Raw genomic sequence first — 19,353 nt, 5'->3', positions numbered from 1 at the left:
CTGAGTTCTGTTATTGTTCGACTGTGGCACGAGCACCGATCGGACGTCAACAACTACTGGACGCCGCCCGCGACGAACTGGTCCACGCCAACGGCACCCTCGAGCTGAGCGCGCTGACCCGCCGCACCGGCCTGAGCACCGGCGCGCTGTACCACCACTTCGGCTCGAAAGTCGGTCTGCTGGCGGCCATCTGGGACGACTTCTACGAGGGCCTGAGCCGGGCCATCGCCGACGACCGGCTTCCAGCCGACTGCGACTGGGCCACCCGCGAGCGCGCCCGCACCCACTGTTTCGTGGCCTTCCACTTCGAGCATCCGCTCGCGGCGCTGCTGCTCAACCGTGCGGCGCCCGATCCGGGCCTCACCGAGATCGAGGCCGTCTACATCCGCAATCTCGGCGATGCGGCCGCCACGAACATCCGCCGCGGGCAGGCCACCGGCGAGATCCCCGCCGATCTCGACCCGGACAGCGCGGGCGCGTATGTCATCGGCGGCCTGCGTCACGGCATCGGCCAGCAGCTGCGCGTCCACCCCCGCCCGGCCGTCGACCTTGCCGCCGAACGCCTTTGGCGTTTCACCGCCGCGTCGCTGTCCCTGTCCTGATCCGCAAAAGAACTGGCGATCGCGCCCGCGGCCGCGTATCACTGCGTGCTATGTCGATCTCCACGGCCGACCGGCTGGCCATTCACGAATTGCTCGCCCTGCACGGACATCTCAGCGATGCCGGCGCCTTCGACCGCTTCGGGGAGGTCTTCACCGAGGACATCGCCTACGACCTGACCGCCTATGGCGCGGGCGTGGTCACCGGCCGGGACGCCCTGCGCGATATGGCGCTTCAACTCGGCGACGGCAACCCGCTGGGGCATCACGTCACCAATATCGTGGTCTCGCCCACCACATCCGATACCGTGCAGGCCCTGTCGAAGGGCCTCGCGGTCGCGACCGACAACACCGCCGCCAGTGTCACCTACGAGGACCTCGTCGTCCGCACCGATTCCGGCTGGCGCATCAGTCATCGCCGCGTCGTCCCGCGCCGGCAACCCCTCCAGCCCTGACACGGCGGCAAACCCGGGACGCTCGCTCCTCGAACCGCTTGCGATGTTTGCGCTTCCGTCGCGTGCGAATTCGCCGGAGTGGAAGAATCCCCCGCATGTCGGGCGGTCCGATGCCCTATCCGAGCGCGACCGGATCGCCCGCAATCTGCTCGCACCGGGGCCCATCGGACCGCGCCCCTGCTGTGACCTGTCGTCCGGGCGAGCGGATGCCCCCGTTGAGCGGACGTCTGATAACACCGGGGGGTGCGTCAACGGGGGCGTGGGGTCACCGCTGTGGATCCGTCCGATCGACCACCTCCTTTCCGCTCCACCGGACGATGCGCCCGTGCTCCGATCAGTGCCGTCGAGCATGCCGCGCGCCGCGGGATTCCATCACGGCCGAAAGTCCCTGTCCCCCGGGAACATGGCCATCATCGATCCCGAATCGCCTCGGGGCCGCGCTGATCGAGCAGGGTGAGGTAGGAGTCGAGTTGGGCTGCGCCGGTGAGGAGGTCGCGGCTGCGGGTGGTCAGGCGTTCTTGCCAGGCGTCGAGGAAGACGGTCAGGGCTGCTGTGCCGCCCGCTGTTCGGAGTGCGTCGAGGAATTGGGTGATCTGGGACAGCCGGTAGTTGCCGCGACGCAGTTGGCGGGCGATGTCGGCGTCGCGAACGCAGTCCGGGCCGTAGTGGCGGTAGCCGGTGGCGCGGTCGCGGTCGGGATGCAGGATGCCTTCGGTTTCCCAGGCGCGCAGGGTCGCGGGGTGCACATCGAGGCGGCGGGCGAGTTCGCCCACGGTCAGCGGCCTGCCCGTGGTACCCGGCGGGATCGGGACGGACAGGCTGTGCAGGGCCCTCGCGACTTCGGCGCGGGTGGCGCGTTCGGTGCGCAGGGCGAGGTGGGTGGCGTCGATGAGCCGGTAGGCGGCTTCGGTGTCTCGGCGGTTGATCGCGCACATGATGTCGGTGGCCGGCTGATGGCCGTGGCCACGACGTAGCGCCAGGAAGGCGCGCAGGGCCTGCGCGTGCAGGGGTGTGTAGAGCCGGTAGCCCGTGTCGCTGCGTTCGGTGGGCGGGAGGACGCCCGCCTCGTCGTAATTCCGGATGGCCTGTGCGGACAATCCGTGTTCCCGCGCGAGATCGATGGGTCGCAGATCGCACCTCCGATTGAGGGTTTGGATACGTCATTACAGGTCACAAGCGGGCAAGTTTCACCCGAACCTTCAACGATAGTGTCGAAGGTAAGTCCTTCTGGAAGGGGTCTCCATGTCCACTGCCACCGCTTTGCCGGCCATCGGCCGCCCGATCGACGGGCCGGAAAACCTGGGCCTCGCCCTCGACGACCTGCTCGACACCCACACCGAGCCGCCCGCCCTGTTCGCGCTCGGTGAGCCGACACATGGCATCGCCGCATTCCCGCTGCTGCGCAACGACGTTCTCCGTCACCTCGTCGAACGGGGTTACCGGTCAATCATTTTGGAGACCGACTACTTCGCCGCGTCCATTGTCGACGACTATGTGTGCGGCGCGGCCACGGAGATCGACACCGTCCTCGCCATCGGGTTCAGCCACGGTTTCGGCGCGATCCCGGGCAATCGCGAACTCATCGAATGGCTCCGCGCGCACAATGCCGCCCGCGCGCCGGAGGATCGGGTGCATTTCCACGGCTTCGACGCCCCGGTGGAGTACGCCGGCGCCCCCGGCCCACGCCACGCCCTCTCCCGGGCCGCCGACTGCCTCCCCGCCGCCCTGCGTCCCGAATCAGCCCGCAACCTCGACGAATTGGCCGGTGACGATGCCGACTGGACCAACCCGGCCGCCATGTACGACCCAGCGGCATCCATCGGCAACTCGCCCCGAGCCCACACCCTCCGCCTCCTCGCCGACGACCTCGTCAGCGCGCTGCACCGCGCCTCCCCCGGCCTGCGCCCCACCGACCCCGTCGCCTACGACCGCGCCGTGTCCCACGCCCGCACCGCCCAGGGCCTGCTCCGCTACCACGCCGCCATGGCCACCGACACCCCCGACCGCATCGACACCGTTCTCAGCCTCCGGGCCGAAATGATGGCCGACAACCTCCTCGCCGTAGTCGCCCGGGAGCAACACCGGGGCCCATCCCTGGTCTTCGCCCACAACGCCCACCTGAACCCCGTCCACGACGATGCCGAGAACTGGGCGAATGCCGGTGCGCTCGTCCACCTGACCCTGGCGGACCGCTACCTGTTCGCGGCAAGCGACGCGAGCCCCACCCCCCACCCGGACACCCTCCAGCACGCGCTGGCGGCAGCGACGCCCCACCGCTCCCTCTTCCCGGCAGCGTCCCTGCGCGCCGTACTCCCCGCATCGACCGGCACGAGCAAACCGATTGTGCCCGGCCATATTCCGCTCACCCCCGCTGACCTCCCGGGCACCGATGCCGTCATCTTCCTCACCGACACCGACGGCAAACGCCATCGATACTGGTGATGCCCGACTCGGCGGATACGGCGTCAGAGACGGCGGTCCCCGGGACCGGTGCCCACCGCCACCGGACCAGCTGACGCCGGGGGTGGGGACCATGAGGCAGCCATCAGGGCCGTTGTGCCCTGCCCGCCACACATGGCCGAGGGAATGATCACCGCTGAGATGCCGGTGAGAGCCGGTTCCGGATCAACCCGAGGGATGTGGCCGATGAGCGTGCTCGACATGGTGAACCCGCATTTCGAACGGCATCGCGGTGAACACGCGGGCTGGTTGCGAGCGGCGGTACTGGGCGCCAACGACGGTCTGGTGTCGACGGCCGGCCTCATGGTCGGTGTCGCCGCCAGCGGCGCTGCGGTCGGCGCGGTACTCACCGCCGGCCTGGCGGGGCTCGCCGCCGGGTCGATGGCCATGGCCGCGGGCGAATACGTATCGGTCAGCTCCCAAGTCGACGTCGAACGCGGCGACCGGGCCAAGGAGGTCCACGAACTGGCCACCAACCCCCGCGGTGAGCTCACCGAGCTCGCCGGCATCTACCGCGACCGCGGCCTGTCCGCCGAACTCGCCGAGCAAGTCGCCATCGCACTGCACGAGCACGATCCGCTCGCCGCCCACCTCCGCGACGAACTCGGACACACCGACATCACCGCCGCCCGCCCACTGCAGGCCGCCATGGCCTCGGCCACAAGCTTTTTCGTCGGTGGGCTGATCCCGCTGCTGGGCTTGGCCGCACCCACCAGCCTCACCCGGCTGGTGCTCATCGTTCTCGTCACCGTGCTCGGACTGGCCGTCGCCGGCATCCTCGGTGCACGGGTCGCCGGAACCAGCGTCCTTCGACCGGCGCTGCGAGTGGTCATCGGCGGCTGCCTCGCCATGGCCGTCACCGCCCTGGTCGGCCAGCTGGTCCACGTCACCGGTATCTGACGGATACGGCCAACCCGACATCGGTCACCCGCGAAGTTGCCGAGCTGCTATCAGGCGGAGAGCTCACCTGTGCGTAGAAAGCGTTCCAGCCGAACGGAATACGGGGTCGAGTCGATGCCCTGTTCGGCGAGCCAGGCGTCACTGTAGTACTTGTCGAGGTATCGTTCGCCCGGGTCGCAGAGCAGAGTGACGACGCTGCCCTTTTCGCCGCGGGCAAGCATGCCGGAGATGACGCCGAAGGCGGCCCAGACGCCGGTGCCGGTGGAGGCGCCGCAGCGGCGGCCGAGGAGGCGTTCGAGCAGGTGGATGGTGGCCACCGAGGCGGCGTCGGGGACGCGCATCATGCGGTCGATGGCGTGCGGGAGGAAGCTGGGCTCGACGCGCTGGCGGCCGATGCCCTCGATGCGGGATCCCTTGTCGGAGGTGATGTTCCGGTCCAGGGTGCGCCAGGCTTCCAGGAACGCCGAGTTTTCCGGGTCGGCGACGCAGATGCCGGTGTCGCGCTGGGTGTAGTGGACGTAGCGGGCCAGGGTGGCGGAGGTGCCGCCGGTGCCCGCGGTGGCGACGATCCAGCTCGGCTCGGGGTAACGCTCCTGTTCGAGCTGGCGGAAGATCGATTCGGCGATATTGTTGTTGCCCCGCCAGTCGGTAGCACGCTCGGCGTAGGTGAACTGGTCCAGGTAATGGCCGCCCTCTTCCCGGGCGAGCCGGGCCGCGACCTCATACACCTCGCTGGGGTCGTCGACGAGATGGCAGACGCCGCCGTGGAATTCGATGAGGTCGATCTTGGACCGCACGGTGGAGCGCGCCATGACGGCGATGAACGGCACGCCGATCAGTTTGGCGAAGTACGCCTCCGACACCGCGGTGGATCCACTGGACGCCTCCACCACCGGGCGGCCGGGCCGCAGCCAGCCGTTGCACAGCGCGTACAGGAACAGCGACCGCGCCAGCCGATGCTTTAGACTGCCGGTGGGATGGGTGGATTCGTCCTTGAGGTAGAGGTCGATGCCCCATTCCGGCGGTAGCGGGATGGTGAGCAGGTGGGTGTCGGCGGAGCGGTTGCCGTCGGCCTGCACCGTGCGGACGGCCTCGCGCAGCCAGCTCCGATACTCCGGGTCGTAGCGGTCGATGTCGGTCTCGCCGACGAGCGAGTTGTCCTGGGTCACAGCCATCTCGGTGTCCTTCCGGTTCAGGCCCGCGAAGCGGAGCAGGGCACCTCCGACGCTAGCCGGAAAACCCGGTTTCCCAGTGTGACCTGGGGCGATATTTCCCAACCAGCTGTAATAGGGGGTGAAAGCACCGCTAATGGCCCGGAGCGGAAACCCGTACGCCGAGGCCGTCATCGGTGCTAGTGCGAGACGGCGGCCTCCACCAGCCGCGCGGACTCCTGCAGTTCGTCGATGACCGTGCGCACCGCCGGAACGGCCCCGAGTTTGGGCAGGGTGACCGCCAGCACGCGCCGCTCCATGGCGGGTTCCACCGGCAGTGAGCGCACCGCCCCCAATGTCGGCACACCGGACAGCGCGAGTTCGGTGGCGAGCGCGACCCCCAGCCCCTCGGCCACCAAGCCCGCGACCGCGCCCGGATTCTCGGTGGCATAGGCGATGTCCGGATGGAAACCCGCATCCGCACAGGCGTCGACGAGGTGTCCCCGGCACTGCGGGCAGCCCGCGATCCAGGTCTCCTTCGCCAGTTCCGACAGCTGCATCGGGGTGGTCCGCGCGGTCCCCGCCAGGCGGTGCCCGACCGGCAGCAGCGCCCGCAGCCGATCGGTGAGCAGGGTGCGCGCATTCAGCTCGGAGAGGTCGGGACTGGCTGCGTCACAGGAGCTTTCGCTGTCCGGCACCTTGCCGTGCGGATAGTCGAAGACGATCGCGATCTCGCACTCCCCCGCCCGCAGCATGGCCACCGATTCCGGCGGCTCGGCCTCGATCAGGGCCACCTTCAGCCGGGGTTCCGCGGCCTGGATGCGCGCAATGGTCTTGGGCACCAGCAGATTGCACGCGCTCGGAAACGCCGCCAGCCGCACTGTCCCGGCCCGCAATTCGGTGAGCGCCCGGATCTCGGCCTCGGCCGCGTCGAGACTGCCGAGCACGGTCGCGGCGTGCCGGGTCAGTGCCGCACCGGCTTCGGTGAGCTGCAGCTGATGGCCCGACCGGGTCACCAGCGGGGTGCCGAGCACGCGTTCCATGGCCTTGATCTGCTGGCTGATCGCGGGCTGGGTGTAGCCGAGCTGCCGGGCGGCGGCGGAGTAGGACCCGGTCCGCGCGACCGCCCTGAAGATCTTCAGCTGCCTGATCTCCAGCATGTCCCCATCCTAGGCACACCAGGTCAGGCGGCTGGGAAGGCGCGGGTCAGGCCGCCAGGCCGAGGTTGGCGACCAGGCGGCGAACCCGGAGTTCAATCGCGTCGCGAATGCCCCGGATCTCCTCGATGCCCTCACCGGCCGGGTCGGGCAGCGGCCACTGCTCGAAGCGGTGACCGGCGATGATCGGATTGCTGTCACCGCAGCCCATGTCGATGACCACGTCGGCGGCCCGCATCAACTCGTCGGCCCACGGCTTGGGGAATTCGTCGGCGATGTCCACGCCGCGCTCGGCCATGGCCGCCACCACGAGTGGATTGACCGCCACGCCCGGCGCCGAGCCGCACGACCACGCGGACGCCCGGTCCCCGGCCAGTCGTTTGAAGAATCCGAGCGCCATCTGCGAGCGCCCGGCATTGAGCGTGCAGACGAACAGCACGGTCGGACCGGTCCGGATGGCGCGTCCCTCGGCGTGGGCCAAGGCCGTCAATCGTTCCCGCGCGAACCGCTCGGCGACCCCGGCCAGGCGTTCGTGGTCGAGGCCGATCGCATCGAAGTGCGCGAAGGAGCTGTCGAGGATGCGTTCGACGGTCGCGGCGTCCACCATCGAGCCGAATTCCTCCCTCAGCCGTTCCGAGGCCTCGTCCGGGATCATCCGGTCCGCATCGGGAGCGGTGGAAGGCAGGGCGGCGGATGTCTCGTTCACGATCGCTCCCTCTGCACGTTGGTCAGCCTATCCCCGTCCCCCGGTCGCCGCTGGACCGCGAAACGCCACCAGCTCGCGGTGATAGGCAACCGCTACCGGTAGGCAACCATCAAACCTCAGCCCGGCACCGCTCGCCGAACGGCTTCGCGCACAGCGAACATTCGGGCACAACGGGCGAATGTGATCACGGCCACGCCCTGGGCATCGAGGCGGAACCGATCACACCCGAGCGCGCCCTCCACGCGGGCCACATCCCGGCCGATCAGACCAGGACCGGTGTCAGCGGCTCGGTGAGCGGATCGAAATCGTCCGCGGGCAGTCCGATTTCGAGATCGTCGTCGTCTCGGCGCTCGCGGCGGTACAGCCGGTGCAGCAGGGCCAGTCCCAGGAATCCGGCGAGTGCGGTGGCGATGCCGATCTTCCAGCCCGGTGGACGCCAGGCGACCACCAGGTCGGCGTTCCGGGTGCCCCGCGGGATATCCACGGCCACAAAGGTATCCGCGACCGTATGGAAGCCGATGTCCCGGCCGTCGAGCGTGACGCGGTAGCCGGGCCACGCCAGGCGCGCGAAGACCAGGCGGCCGCCGTCGGGCGAGGTGACGCGCAGATGGCTGCTGACACTGTCGCGCCCGATCTGGGTGGCGGTGACGTCACGCGCGTCGGAGGGGCCGGGTGTGGTGGAGATCGGGCCGTTCTCGCGTTCGAGCACCCAGATGTAGCGCTCGTGGCCGGGATAGTCCACCCACGTCCAGCCCGGCGGCGCGGGGTGCTCGCCCGCATCGGGGTACTGGGCGCGTTGCAGCACAACGCGATCCACCTTCATCAGGTCGACATACGGTCGCCCCGTGGTGGGTTCGATGGCGAAGGCCGCGCCGAACGCGGCCGGGCAGGTGCTCCCGTCCCAGCCCATGCACAGCAGCCTGCTGAACTCCCGGTACCCGATCGGCGTGTAGGCGTTCACATAATTCAAGCGCAGGTTCTTGGCGTAGTTGCCGAATGCCAGGGAATTCCAGGCCGCGGCCGCGCTCTGCTCGCCCGGCGGCACCAGGGCCCGGTCGGCGAGCTGCAGGGTGACGCCGTCGAAATGCGGGAAGGCCGCGGTCATCTGCGATCGCCGCTCAGGAAAGTGATAGGACATGGGCGTCGGCGCTTGCCACCGCACCTGGCCGTAGGCGATGGGGAACATGGCCACGATCGCCAGCGCACAAGCCGCCGCCGGACCGCGGGTGCGGATCAGCCATGCGAACGCGGCGGTCAGGACGGCCACCGCCGCGACCGCGATCAGATGCCGGACCACCAGATGCGGTGCGGCACAGAATGATCGGACGAACAGCAGCCCGAGCAGCACCGCCGCCGCCACGACACGGCACCGGACCCCGAAACGTCCGTGGCGGCTCAGCCACAGGCACACCAGCACCAGCAACCCGACCGCCAGCATGGGCAGGACCCGCGCGGGCCAGCGCAGCGGGCCGATCCGCCCGGGCCCGGCGGTCCACATCAGGAAGATGACCGCGAACAACACCGGTCCGGTATATTCGCGCGCCGACCGCCGCACCGCACCCCAATCGATGAAGGCCAGCAGTGGAATCAGGAACCACGCGATGTAGACCATCGGGATCGGCTGCACGTATCCCCACCAGCCGGTGAACGCCGGAACCGTACTGGGCAGGCTGGCATTCAGCGACTCCGACCACGGCACCGTCAGGAAGTCCTCGGACAGAATGCGTTCGTTGCCGCGCCAGGTGACCGGCGAGGACAGCATGCCCGGCAGATACGTCTCGAGCCCCACCGCCCCCGCGCACGCCGCCACCGCCAGCAGCCGCAGCGCGGGCCGCCAGATGCGCTGCCGCACCACCTCACCGACCGCCACCGCGCCGATCATCAGCGCGGATTCGACTGCGGGAAAGACATATTGGACCGAAATGGCGAGGTACAGATACCCGAACACCGGTATCGGCCCTGTGGTCCAGCGCCGCTCGTCTGCCGGCGTACGGGTGTACCGGATCGCGGAGGCCCATGCGTTCAGCATCCACGCGGTACCGGTGAGCGAGGTCGCCCAGCTGGATTCGTCGAAGAACAGGAACCAGCCCGACAGCGGAAAGGCGATGGCCGCCAGCGCCGCCCACGATCCGCGCGCTCCGTAGGCGAGGCACACCCGGAACACGCCGAGCGCCGCGATGATCGAGAAGATCAGCTTCACGATCGTCACGTAGAGCGCCAGATTGTCCACCGTCGGCGCGAACCAGTCGACCAGCAGCTGCGGCGGGTTGTAGAGCCCCGCCTCCTCCATGGAGTAGTTGCCCGACATCCATTCCCACGGCACCAGTGCCGGGAAGCGCCCGTCGTGCAGGTGCCTTCCCAGCATCACCCACATCGGGGCGTACTGCGATTCGGTGTCATCGGTATAGAAGTGGCGGGGATTGGCCAGCAGCACCGACGCATACCCCGCGACCACGCCGATCAACGTGACCATTCCCCACCGGCACCCGTCGGTTCGCAGACGGAGTGCAGCACGATCTCCCACGATTCGAAGACCCTACCCGATACAAGCAGTATGCAACAGTTGCTATATGCGTGAGTTCGATTCCATCACGAAGCCGATGCCGGTGCACACGCCCACGATGCAACCGGCAGGATAGGAGCAATCAGGCAGCGGCAGCAGGTGTGGAGGTAGTGGTGGCGGCGAAGGATGCGGTGGCCGCGGAGTCGGTGGACGAGATCACCGATGCCCTGCTGGGCGCGTCGCGATTGCTCGTCGCGCTCTCGGCGCGCTCGCTGGCACTGGTCGACGACTCCATCACCATCCCGCAGTTCCGCACCCTGATGATCCTCTCGACCCGCGGGCCGTCCAAGGTCGTCACGCTGGCCACCGCACTGGATGTGCAGCCCTCGACCGCGGCCCGCATGGTGGACCGGCTGGTCGGCGCGGGCCTGGTGGACCGCAAACCGAATCCGGACTCCCGCCGCGAGCTCATCATCGAATTGACCGGTCACGGACGCGAAGTCGTCGACGCGGTGACCGCGCACCGCCGCCGCGAGCTCGCCGCCGTGGTGGAGCAGATGCCCAAGGCCGACCGCTCCGGCCTGATTCACGCCTTGACGGCCTTCACCCACGCGGGCGGCGAGACCCCGGCCGACCTCGATATCGACAGCTACCAACTCTGATCCGGCGCCGTGGCATTCCCCTTCGGCCGCACGGAATCTCACCACGGCAGGCAAGGGTCATCCCGCGGCGTCGGCGAGTGAATCCACCCCGGTCGACACCTTCACCCTCGCCCGACCCCGTCCCTGATCACGAACCAGGATCGGGGAAAGGAGATTCGAGCTCAGGCACGGTAACGGCCGCCCAACCTGTTGTGGCTCAACGCGTCCGGTTGCGGTGCCCGAGCTGATCGCGGAATTGGCCTGGGGTGAGGCCGGTTTCCTCGCGGAACGCCCGATAGAAGTGGCGATCCGTCGCGAAACCGGAGGCGGCTGCGACGGCGGCCAGGGATCGGGAGGGGTCGGCGCGGATGAGGCGGCGGGCATGGGCGATCCGGGTACGGCGGACGATCGCGCCCGGCTCGCCGAAGCCCTCGCAGACCCGGTACAGCGTGCGCCGCGAGATCAGGCAGGCATGCGCGATCTCGTCGACCGTGAGGTCGGGGCTCGTGAAGTTCTTGCGGATGTAGGCCAGCACCTGCTGCCGCGTGTAGAGCGAATCCGATGGGCCGGGCGAGCTTTCGCCATTCGCCAGCAGCAGCGCAGACGCCATCATGCCAGCTGCGTCACTGCCGAAGACGGTGACCGCCCGGGCGATATCGTCGGGCGGTAGGTCGGCCAGATTGCGGAAGAAGCCGGCGACCACGCCCAGCGCCCCCGTCGTGGGGACGGCGGTCGCGGTCGGTAGCTGGTCGCGGGTGAGGCCGGAGTGCTCGAGCACCAGCTGCAGCGGGGCGCGCACCAGCGTCGACAGGCAATTGTCCGTGGTGCGGCTCTCCAACGGCACGCCGCTGTCGAAGAACGAGATGGTGCCGGGCTGGCATTCGGCCGTCCGGCCGCGCTGCTCGGTCCAATTCGTTCCTTCGAGCACGATATTCACCAGCAAGAACTCACCGGCCGACTGCGCCACCATCTTCTTTGTCCGCAATGCCCTTTGCGCGCTGGCCTGCATGCGCGACACCGCGAATCCGTCGAATTGAGTTGTGGTGACTTGTCCGTGCCAGTGACCTGTGCGCAATGGCTCGATGACCGATGGTGCGACCGCATCCGCCATCAGGGCTTCCCACTGCTCGAACGCCTGACGTGGCGAAAGGGTCGAGGACGACGAGATCTCGACAGCGCCGAAAACGGCTTGCTCCACGTCGGTAATCCTCCCACCACATATCTCTCAGCAACCACGTTTCGACCGAGTTCCGTCCGTGGTCGGTGACCAAGATCTCCACTGGCCTCACCGCAGCGGTGAACCACTCATGAGCGGGCGGTCAATGTATACGGACGCTCGATTCTAAGCGGCGATCCAAGATCTTTGTAGTGCCACAATGGGGTTCGCGTCGAATCGGCCGTCCCGGCGTCATAGCAATCGGCAAGAAATGTGAGACCGGCGCAATGCGAGGACCACTGAACGCTCGGCCGAGGGGTTCACACACAGCGCGCGCCGTCTCCTCCGCGGTGGGATGCCACACGCCCCAGGATCCGCCCGGCCGCCGGGTCGCGAGAACCAAGCGATCGCCCGGGCTGCCGCCTGGCGAGGCATCGGCGGAGAATTCCGATTCGATCGCGCGAATCGGCGCCCTGGCCGCAGCGGCGGTCGGCGGATACGGGGAGGCGGCCGTCCGGTCGTCCCAACGACCGTCCAGTTCCAGGGTTTCGACGAGCATGCGTACCGCGGCGACCTGTCTGTCACAGTACGAATCGCAGCCCCACCCGCCTCAGCGCCTCGAGGAGATCCGCGGTGACAAGCGGCGATGCCGCACCGGAGCAGCGCAGCAGGCAGCGTGGATCCACTCGATCGTCCGAGGAGTCCGGGGTGAAGACGGCCTTCGCCGTGTCGTCCGCGTCCGGGGGCAGGCCGGGCGTGAATGCCATGCCGTCCGCGCCGAGGGCCGACCGCAGCGAGGCGCTCGACGATGCGGTGAGCCCGGGCGGCAACGGGAAGCCGAAGCGCGCGAAAAGCACCGCCGCCGTGGCCTGTTCGAAATTGACCGCAGGCGCGAGTACGGGGCCACAGACCCTGTCGGCACACGCCCTCACGGCGGAGATACCGCTCGGCTCCGGCGAATTCGGCGCCGCGTGCGGGTCGACAGTCCATCCCCGGGGCGGGGCATCGAGCAGTTCGAGGGGACTTCGCGCCAGGCGGCACGATCACCGACCGCGACGCTGGCCCGCAGCGTGCGCGGTGTTCGGCATTGGCCTGCTGGAACATTCGGGCCTCGCGCGGGGGCGGTAGTGATCGTGGTCGGCACGGGACGTCTTCGCGAGTCGTTCCAGCAGTGTCGGAATCGTGCACTCGATCGCCTCCAGACTGGGCAGTCGTTCTGCGTGCGCGCCAACGCATTCAGCCCCGGCCGCGCCAACGTCGCGGGCAGCACTCGGGGTGTTTGCCACCGCCGGGCGACCACGCCCGGCGGTGGCGTACGGCGACCCACTGATCATGCCGTCGGGGTCCTCGTCGACGACCCTGATCAACTGCCACAACGACATCAGGGCGCGCTTGCGGACCGCGGCGGTGGATTCCTCGTTCCCGATGACTCGCAGCGGTTTGCGGACCAGATGGGACCCCCTTCACCGCACCTCCGGCAGCCGGTGCGCGGCCGTCCGCCGACCCGGCGAAATTGGTTGCCGCCCTGCGGATCTTGCAAATCCGCGAATATTTCCCGAAATGTCGGCTACCCTGATCGCCGGAAGGATCCCGCCTCCGCCCGAGTGAACCCGAGTGTTACCGATGAACGAACACGACTTGCGGCACCTGGAGATCCCGCTTCCGTTCCCGCCGCAGCGGCATTCGATGAGCGACCGAGCGCAGGAAAGAGTTCAGATCTGGGCACAGCGGTTCGGATTACTCCAGAACGAAGCGGCGGCTCGCAAGTTCGAGTCGCTCGGCTACGCGCGATTCTCGGCGTACTGGTGCTCCACCGCGTCCTTCGCCGACATGCTCCTGGTCGCCGAATGGATCACCGTATTCTTCGTCTTCGACGATCTGCAGGATCTGGCCATCGCCACGGGCCGGCTCGACGACTACGACCGCCTCCGGCACGCCGCCTTGCAGGTGGTGCACGAGCGCGGGGTCGCGGGTCCGGTGCCACCCGTCATCGCAGCTCTGTCCAATCTCTGCACTCGCACCTTCCCGCGTAGTTCCGAGACCTGGGCGCGCCGATTCGCGTCGAATCTGGAATTGTGGCTGGTCGGTCACGCGCGCGAGAATGCATTTCGCCAGGCGAGCAAGTCGCCGAGTCCGGAAGAATATCCGCGACTACGCCGGGACGCGTGCACGGTATTGCCCACGGTGGATTTGGCGGAGGTGATCGAGCACACCGAAATGCCCGACGCCCTGTATTACGGTCCCGCGTATCAGGAGATCATCGCCACCACCGCCGATATCATGTGCCTGACCAATGATCTGCATTCGCTGGCAATCGAAACCGATTCCGAGGACACCATCAATCTGGTGACGACTCTGCAGCATCATCTGGGAATGGATCTGCCGCAGGCGGTCACGGAAGTCCGCCGTTTGATAGACGTCCGGATCGCCGACAATCAGGCGGCGGCCCAGGCGATTACGGCCGAAATGGATGCGTTGCAGCTGCCCCCGAAAATCCGCAATGGCGTCCGGCGCTGCATTCGCGACTGCCAGTCCGCCATGGCCGGAATGGAACTGTGGGATCGCACCGACACCGTGCGGTTCACCCCGGACGCGAACCTGCGTGATGCCCGGAACATCGGCTACGGCAATGGTTTCCTCGATCGGGTGTGATCGCCGGAGTCCGCGCTGGGCGGATTCCCGGAGGATGTAGCCGACGCCGCGCTGTACCGGCACTACCCGATCAGGTACGCGTTGTTCGCCAGCGAACTGTACGGCTGGGCGCCGCACTGACCCGTCTCCGCGGTGCGCCTGCCGGAGCAGGCCGCGGCCTGGCCCGCCCGGCGGCGATCACCACATCACCCTCGGCGCGAAAGCCACGGCCGCCCTGCTGAATTCGGCCTGCTGGGCGCTGGTCGAGGCCGCCCCGAGCTCACCCCCGCCGAGGGGCACATCCTTGTCCACGCCACCCTCGGGCTGGTCGTCGACTACGGCCGGGTCTTCGGCGACGACGAGCGAATCTGCCCGCGCCAGTGGGTGATCCGACTGATGGAGCCCGTCCTCTCCGGCCGTGCCGGACCCTGACATCGCCTCGATCCACCCTGGAGTCGTCATGATCGGCCGGGCCGTCGGAGATCACCGGGCTTGGGAGGCGGCTCGATCGTGCCAGGCGGCCTTTGCCCCGCTGTCCCCGATGCGATAGACCTGCACCACGGATCCGACCGCCACGGCGAGAGCCGCCACCGCGACAATGACCGCGACCGCCCGGCGACCCGAGACAGCATCGACCCGAGGAACTCGCCGCCGCAGGAGGTCCCGCGCGCGTGCACTGTGCATCGCCCACCACACGGTGGCGAATACGAATGTCGCCGCCGACCACACGAGCAGATCGTCACCGAGGTGAGTATGGATCCGCACCAGCGGATCTCGCGACGTGTGGTGCTCGAGCCATTCCCCGGAGTGAGTGGTCAGCGGCACGAACACCAGGGTGACGAATGCGACGACCGGCAGCAGCACGCCGATCCGCCGCCGCGCCGCGGGCCACGCGACGGCGAGCCCAACCAGCAATGCCGTGAGCGGCACCAGCACCACCACAGCGTGAACGAGCAGGACATGGGCAGGCAGCCCATTGATGGTATTGGGTCCCATGATGATCGGTAACTCTCCTGTTCGAGCGTCGGTCTGCGGCTCGCGCAGCTTACGAGCCGATGCTCGAGGAATAGCCGATCATCGCTGAGAAAACGCTGTGACCGGGTAGGAGGGCTCACGCGGAGGGGCTGAGCGGACCCATCGGGGTGGCGATCACGAGGCCGAGATCCCCGTCGTAACGGCGGTAGAGCAGACGGCCGCGGCCGTCGTCGGCGTCGGTGAAGAAGAGGAAGGGCAGGCCGTGCCCGCACAGGCGGAGGGCGGCGGCCGACTCGGTGAGGATGCGGGTCGGGTGGGGGTTCATGGTCAGCGGGAGGTGCTCGAAATCGCGGGGCGGGCATAGGCGGCGCTGGCGAGCCATCCGGACGCCCAGGGGTCCGGCCCAATACACGATGGCGTCCTCGCCGGTGTCGAGGTCGGTGAAGAGGTGGGCGTCGTAGTCCAGGGCGTCCATGGTCGCGACGGCGGTCGCCGGGTCGCACCGGTGTGGCACACAGTGCTTGCGGCGGACGATAGGTCGTTCCTCGCCGATGGTGACCAGTGGCGCGCGGGCGGGGTCGGGCGCCCAGCGCGGGGGTGCCTGCGCCAGTTGGCGATTCAGCGAGCGATCGAGGCGTTCGGCGGCGAGGCGCAGGGCGAGAGTGCCGGGACCGTCGATCTGGCAGCGCACCGGAGTCCCGGCGACGCACAGGTTGATCTGCGCGACCGATGTGCCGTCGGCGCGGGCGCCGCGAGTGAGCCGCACGGTCGCGCGGCCGGCCAGGCCGTGGCGGCGCAGTACCTCCGTGATCTCAGCGCGAGCCCGGTGCATTTCCTGCGCGGAGATCGTCCCGTCCACGATCACCTCGACGACCGGTCCCGGCATGGTGGCGACCTCGTTCGCATGCACGCTGCACGACCTCCTGGTGGTGATCGACCCTGATGTCGACGCGTCCATGTCAGCACCGGTCACTGCGGCGCAAACAGAGCCGAAGGTCCCGGGATCGGGTGGCGAGGCGCACCTTTCGGTGGGTTCCCGATTTCGAGATCGAAGTCCCGGTCCGGTGGGGACTTTCGGCTCTGTCGCCACACGGGGCGGCACGGAACGGTGGGCGATGGCCGCACGGCCCCCACTCATCGGACAGGAAGGCGGACAGTACTCGTGGCGCGTGAGCTGACCCAGCGTGAGATTCTCGTCGAACTGGAGCCGGTCGCCGGGCAGGCGCTGGACCGGCATCTATCGGTGTTCAAGGATTGGCACCCGCACGATTACGTGCCCTGGGACGACGGCCGCAATTTCGCGCAGCTCGGCGGAATCGATTGGGATCCCGAACAATCCCGGCTCTCCGAGGTGGCGAAGGCGGCGCTCATCACCAATCTGCTCACCGAGGACAACCTGCCCTCCTATCACCGCGAGATCGCCGAGAACTTCTCCCGTGACGGGGCGTGGGGCACGTGGGTGGGCCGCTGGACAGCGGAGGAGAACCGGCACAGCGTGGTCCTGCGCGACTATCTCGTGGTCACCCGCGGAGTCGATCCGGTCGCACTGGAGAACGACCGGATGACCCACATGACCAATGGTTTCGCCGCGCCCGTCGATCCGGGCACCGCGGCCGCGCACGCCGGTTTCCTCTACTCGGTGGCCTACGTCAGCTTTCAGGAGCTGGCCACCCGGATCAGCCACCGCAATACCGCCGAGGTCTGCGCGGACCCGGTTGCCGACCGCATCATGCAGCGGCTGGCCCTGGACGAGAACCTGCACATGATCTTCTATCGCACCCTGTGCGGCGCGGCCCTGGATCTCGTGCCCGACCAGGCCATGACGGCCATCGACCTGATCGTCGAGAACTTCCGCATGCCCGGCACCGGCATGCCCAACTTCCGCCGCCACGGCGTTCTCATGGCCAAGCACGGGATCTACGATCTGCGCCAGCACTACGAGGACGTGCTGATGCCGGTGCTGCGGCACTGGAATGTCTTCGGCCGCACCGACTTCGGGCCGCAGGGCGAACAGGCGAGGGAGCGGCTGGCGTGCTACCTCGAGAACCTGAACCAGGTGCAGATTCCGCGTTTCGAGGAGCAGCGCGACCGCTCCCTCGCCCGTGAGCGCGCCCGCGTCTGAGCGAACGGGTCAGACCGGGGTGACGATCTGGATCAGATTCCCGCACGTGTCGTCGAATACGGCGGTGGTGACGGGTCCCGCTTCCAGCGGCTGTTGCGTGAACGTCACCCCGAGGCCGATGAGCCGCTCGAATTCGGCCTGTACATCCTTCACCCGGAACGAGGCGGCCGGAATGCCGTCGCCGACGAGGGCGTCCTTGTACGGCTTGACCGCCGGATGCCCATCCGGCTCGAGCAGCAGCTCCGCACCCTCCGGGTCCTCGGGCGACACCACGGTCAGCCAGCGGGCCCCCGAGCCCAGCGGCACATCATGCTTCCTGGTGAAGCCCAACACCCCGGTATAGAAGTCGAGCGCTTTCTGCTGGTCGTCGACGAACACGCTGGTGATGTAAATCCGCACGGCCCTTACCCTTTCCTGTACACCGGCCACCGCTCCAGAACGGCGGCCAGCGGCGTCGTATCGAGGTAGTGGAACTTGTACCTGCCCTGCTTCTGCGTCTCGATCAGCCCGGCCTCCTCCAGCACCGCCGAATGCCGCGACACGGCCTGCCGCGTCGAACTCACTCGAAACCCGCCGACGGCGGGGATGCGCCCGATCCCGCGGAATGATGGTTGCCGAACGGGTTTCACACTAGCGCGGGCCGCCCGAGGGTTATCACCGGTGCGGGCGTCAGCCGGCCGCGTGGACGACCATGACCGGGCACCGAGCGTGCTGCACCAGCGAATGCGCGGTCGAGCCGAGCAGCATGCCCAGGAATCCGCCGCGGCCGCGATTACCGACCACGACCAGCTGCGCGTGCTTCGACCACTCCTGCAGGTATGCCGCCGGGGCGGAGAAGTGGACGCGGCGGACCACGGTCACGTCCGGGTACTTCTCCTGCCACCCGGCGAGCCGCTCGGCCAGGACCGACTCCTCGACGGCTTCGACGTCGTCGAGCATCGGAGTCGGCTGATCGCCGGCGAACACCCCAGCGCTCCAGTCACTCCAGACGTGCACGGCCACCAGGTCCGCGCCCCGCTCCGACGCCTCGGCGAACGCGGCGGCGATGGCGGGCTCGCTCACCGGGCCGCAATCGATGCCGACCACCACCGGACCGGAATCACGAACGGTATTGTCCGCCTCGGGATCCGGGCGCACCACGAATACATTGCCCGCCGCGTGCGAGGTGACCGACAGCAGCGTCGAACCCAGATGTGCGAAGGTTCCGGCGGTCCCGGTCGCGCCGAGCACGACGGCGTAGGCGCGGGCGCTGAAGTCGATCAGCAATCCCGCGGCGGAATCGTTGAACAGGTGTGCCGTCACCGCCAGACCGGGGTGCGCGGCCCGCGCGGTTTCGACCGCATGCTGAACCACCGCCCGGCCCTTGGCCTGTGCGGTATCGATCACCTCGGGTGTCACCACCGCGTACGGGCCCACCACGGCACTGGTGCCCACCAGGTCCAGCCCGTGGACGACCTGCAGCGTGCGGCCCCGACGCGCCGCGAGGTCGGCCGCCCAGTGCAGCGCGATGTCCGATCCCGGCGACCCGTCCACGCCGACAACCACTCCCGCGGAAACCAGTCGGTGCGGATCGTCGAATTCCTGCTCAGTCATTGCCATCTCCCGGCGGTGCGGTTACCGGGCGGCGGATCGCCGCCCACCCTCACGGTATGAATCACCGGGGTGCCGGCACTGCGGCCGATGGTCATGGGACCCGGGGCCCAAAGACCGCCCCGCCGCGGGCCCATGGTCGCGGGAGGCGATCGGCGGCTACCTGCCAGCGGTCTCGTGCTCGCCGTCGCACCACTGCTCGGCGGGGACGGTGACCTTGACCTGGTCGATGTGCTCGCCGCAGCCGGCCCAGGTGATCTTGCCGCAGTCGCAGGGGGTCGGTTGACACATGATGGTGTTCCTCTCG

21 protein-coding genes are annotated in these 19,353 nt (G+C 68.4%); 8 read left to right on the top strand and 13 right to left on the bottom strand.

Annotated elements, in window-relative coordinates:
- The first annotated feature begins 23 nt into the window (after nt 1-23).
- Entirely contained in the window at nt 24-602 is a 579-nt protein-coding gene (locus tag ACIRRA_RS16055; protein WP_402767969.1) for a TetR/AcrR family transcriptional regulator, read from the top strand.
- 50 nt (nt 603-652) lie between these two features.
- Entirely contained in the window at nt 653-1,054 is a 402-nt protein-coding gene (locus ACIRRA_RS16050) for a nuclear transport factor 2 family protein (RefSeq protein WP_402767967.1), read from the top strand.
- 410 nt (nt 1,055-1,464) lie between these two features.
- Here ACIRRA_RS16050 and ACIRRA_RS16045 read toward each other — a convergent pair whose 3' ends face one another.
- Entirely contained in the window at nt 1,465-2,184 is a 720-nt protein-coding gene (locus ACIRRA_RS16045; RefSeq protein WP_402768168.1) for a MerR family transcriptional regulator, read from the bottom strand.
- 112 nt (nt 2,185-2,296) lie between these two features.
- Here ACIRRA_RS16045 and ACIRRA_RS16040 point away from each other — a divergent pair, with 112 nt between their 5' ends.
- Nucleotides 2,297-3,496, top strand: coding sequence for an erythromycin esterase family protein (locus tag ACIRRA_RS16040; protein ID WP_402767965.1), 1,200 nt, complete (start codon nt 2,297-2,299; stop codon nt 3,494-3,496).
- Between the two features lie 204 nt (nt 3,497-3,700).
- Complete coding sequence (locus ACIRRA_RS16035) at nt 3,701-4,414, top strand: VIT family protein (protein ID WP_402767963.1); 714 nt, start codon at nt 3,701-3,703, stop codon at nt 4,412-4,414.
- A 50-nt stretch (nt 4,415-4,464) separates the two neighbouring features.
- Here the strand turns inward: ACIRRA_RS16035 and ACIRRA_RS16030 are convergent, their stop codons facing one another.
- The 4 genes from ACIRRA_RS16030 to ACIRRA_RS16015 form a co-directional block, all read right to left on the bottom strand.
- Nucleotides 4,465-5,589, bottom strand: a complete 1,125-nt coding sequence (locus ACIRRA_RS16030; protein ID WP_402767961.1) for a PLP-dependent cysteine synthase family protein — start codon at nt 5,587-5,589, stop codon at nt 4,465-4,467.
- A 176-nt stretch (nt 5,590-5,765) separates the two neighbouring features.
- A complete protein-coding gene (locus ACIRRA_RS16025) occupies nt 5,766-6,725 on the bottom strand; it encodes a LysR family transcriptional regulator (protein ID WP_402767959.1) in 960 nt (319 codons plus the stop codon).
- A gap of 46 nt (nt 6,726-6,771) precedes the next feature.
- Nucleotides 6,772-7,428 (bottom strand): arsenate reductase ArsC, encoded by a 657-nt coding sequence (locus ACIRRA_RS16020; RefSeq protein WP_402767957.1) that lies wholly within the window; start codon nt 7,426-7,428, stop codon nt 6,772-6,774.
- Between the two features lie 262 nt (nt 7,429-7,690).
- Nucleotides 7,691-9,901, bottom strand: a complete 2,211-nt coding sequence (locus ACIRRA_RS16015; protein WP_402767955.1) for a hypothetical protein — start codon at nt 9,899-9,901, stop codon at nt 7,691-7,693.
- Nucleotides 9,902-10,104: 203 nt separating this feature from the next.
- Between ACIRRA_RS16015 and ACIRRA_RS16010 the strand changes: the two genes are divergently transcribed.
- Nucleotides 10,105-10,593: a MarR family transcriptional regulator gene (locus ACIRRA_RS16010; protein WP_357009397.1), complete on the top strand. Its 489-nt coding sequence runs from the start codon at nt 10,105-10,107 to the stop codon at nt 10,591-10,593.
- Between the two features lie 196 nt (nt 10,594-10,789).
- On the opposite strand, the gene ACIRRA_RS16005 is transcribed toward ACIRRA_RS16010, so the two are convergent.
- Nucleotides 10,790-11,770: a helix-turn-helix domain-containing protein gene (locus ACIRRA_RS16005; RefSeq protein ID WP_402767953.1), complete on the bottom strand. Its 981-nt coding sequence runs from the start codon at nt 11,768-11,770 to the stop codon at nt 10,790-10,792.
- 539 nt (nt 11,771-12,309) lie between these two features.
- Nucleotides 12,310-12,660, bottom strand: coding sequence for a hypothetical protein (locus ACIRRA_RS16000; RefSeq protein WP_402767951.1), 351 nt, complete (start codon nt 12,658-12,660; stop codon nt 12,310-12,312).
- A 691-nt stretch (nt 12,661-13,351) separates the two neighbouring features.
- On the opposite strand from ACIRRA_RS16000, the gene ACIRRA_RS15995 reads away from it, so the two are divergent.
- Nucleotides 13,352-14,380 (top strand): hypothetical protein, encoded by a 1,029-nt coding sequence (locus ACIRRA_RS15995; RefSeq protein WP_402767949.1) that lies wholly within the window; start codon nt 13,352-13,354, stop codon nt 14,378-14,380.
- A gap of 132 nt (nt 14,381-14,512) precedes the next feature.
- On the top strand, nt 14,513-14,791 hold the full coding sequence (locus ACIRRA_RS15990) for a hypothetical protein (RefSeq protein ID WP_402767947.1): 279 nt from the start codon (nt 14,513-14,515) through the stop codon (nt 14,789-14,791).
- A 51-nt stretch (nt 14,792-14,842) separates the two neighbouring features.
- On the opposite strand, the gene ACIRRA_RS15985 is transcribed toward ACIRRA_RS15990, so the two are convergent.
- Together ACIRRA_RS15985 and ACIRRA_RS15980 are read right to left on the bottom strand one after the other, a co-directional pair.
- Nucleotides 14,843-15,355: a DUF2231 domain-containing protein gene (locus ACIRRA_RS15985; RefSeq protein WP_402767945.1), complete on the bottom strand. Its 513-nt coding sequence runs from the start codon at nt 15,353-15,355 to the stop codon at nt 14,843-14,845.
- A gap of 115 nt (nt 15,356-15,470) precedes the next feature.
- Nucleotides 15,471-16,244 (bottom strand): sigma 54 modulation/S30EA ribosomal C-terminal domain-containing protein, encoded by a 774-nt coding sequence (locus tag ACIRRA_RS15980; protein ID WP_402767943.1) that lies wholly within the window; start codon nt 16,242-16,244, stop codon nt 15,471-15,473.
- A gap of 252 nt (nt 16,245-16,496) precedes the next feature.
- Between ACIRRA_RS15980 and ACIRRA_RS15975 the strand changes: the two genes are divergently transcribed.
- Nucleotides 16,497-17,456: an acyl-ACP desaturase gene (locus ACIRRA_RS15975; RefSeq protein WP_402767941.1), complete on the top strand. Its 960-nt coding sequence runs from the start codon at nt 16,497-16,499 to the stop codon at nt 17,454-17,456.
- A 9-nt stretch (nt 17,457-17,465) separates the two neighbouring features.
- On the opposite strand, the gene ACIRRA_RS15970 is transcribed toward ACIRRA_RS15975, so the two are convergent.
- The 4 genes from ACIRRA_RS15970 to ACIRRA_RS15955 form a co-directional block, all read right to left on the bottom strand.
- Nucleotides 17,466-17,855, bottom strand: coding sequence for a VOC family protein (locus ACIRRA_RS15970; RefSeq protein ID WP_402767939.1), 390 nt, complete (start codon nt 17,853-17,855; stop codon nt 17,466-17,468).
- A 5-nt stretch (nt 17,856-17,860) separates the two neighbouring features.
- Nucleotides 17,861-18,019: an ArsR/SmtB family transcription factor gene (locus ACIRRA_RS15965; RefSeq protein WP_402767936.1), complete on the bottom strand. Its 159-nt coding sequence runs from the start codon at nt 18,017-18,019 to the stop codon at nt 17,861-17,863.
- 106 nt (nt 18,020-18,125) lie between these two features.
- Nucleotides 18,126-19,049 carry a universal stress protein gene (locus tag ACIRRA_RS15960; RefSeq protein WP_402767934.1) on the bottom strand — a complete coding sequence of 308 codons (924 nt, stop codon included), beginning with the start codon at nt 19,047-19,049 and terminating at the stop codon, nt 18,126-18,128.
- A 156-nt stretch (nt 19,050-19,205) separates the two neighbouring features.
- Nucleotides 19,206-19,337 (bottom strand): hypothetical protein, encoded by a 132-nt coding sequence (locus tag ACIRRA_RS15955; RefSeq protein ID WP_402767932.1) that lies wholly within the window; start codon nt 19,335-19,337, stop codon nt 19,206-19,208.
- Nucleotides 19,338-19,353: the final 16 nt, after the last annotated feature.

Source organism: Nocardia sp. NPDC101769, assembly GCF_044766925.1.
Classification (GTDB): domain Bacteria; phylum Actinomycetota; class Actinomycetes; order Mycobacteriales; family Mycobacteriaceae; genus Nocardia.
Note: the sequence above shows the minus strand (reverse complement) of the source record. Positions and strands in the feature narration are given on the sequence as shown.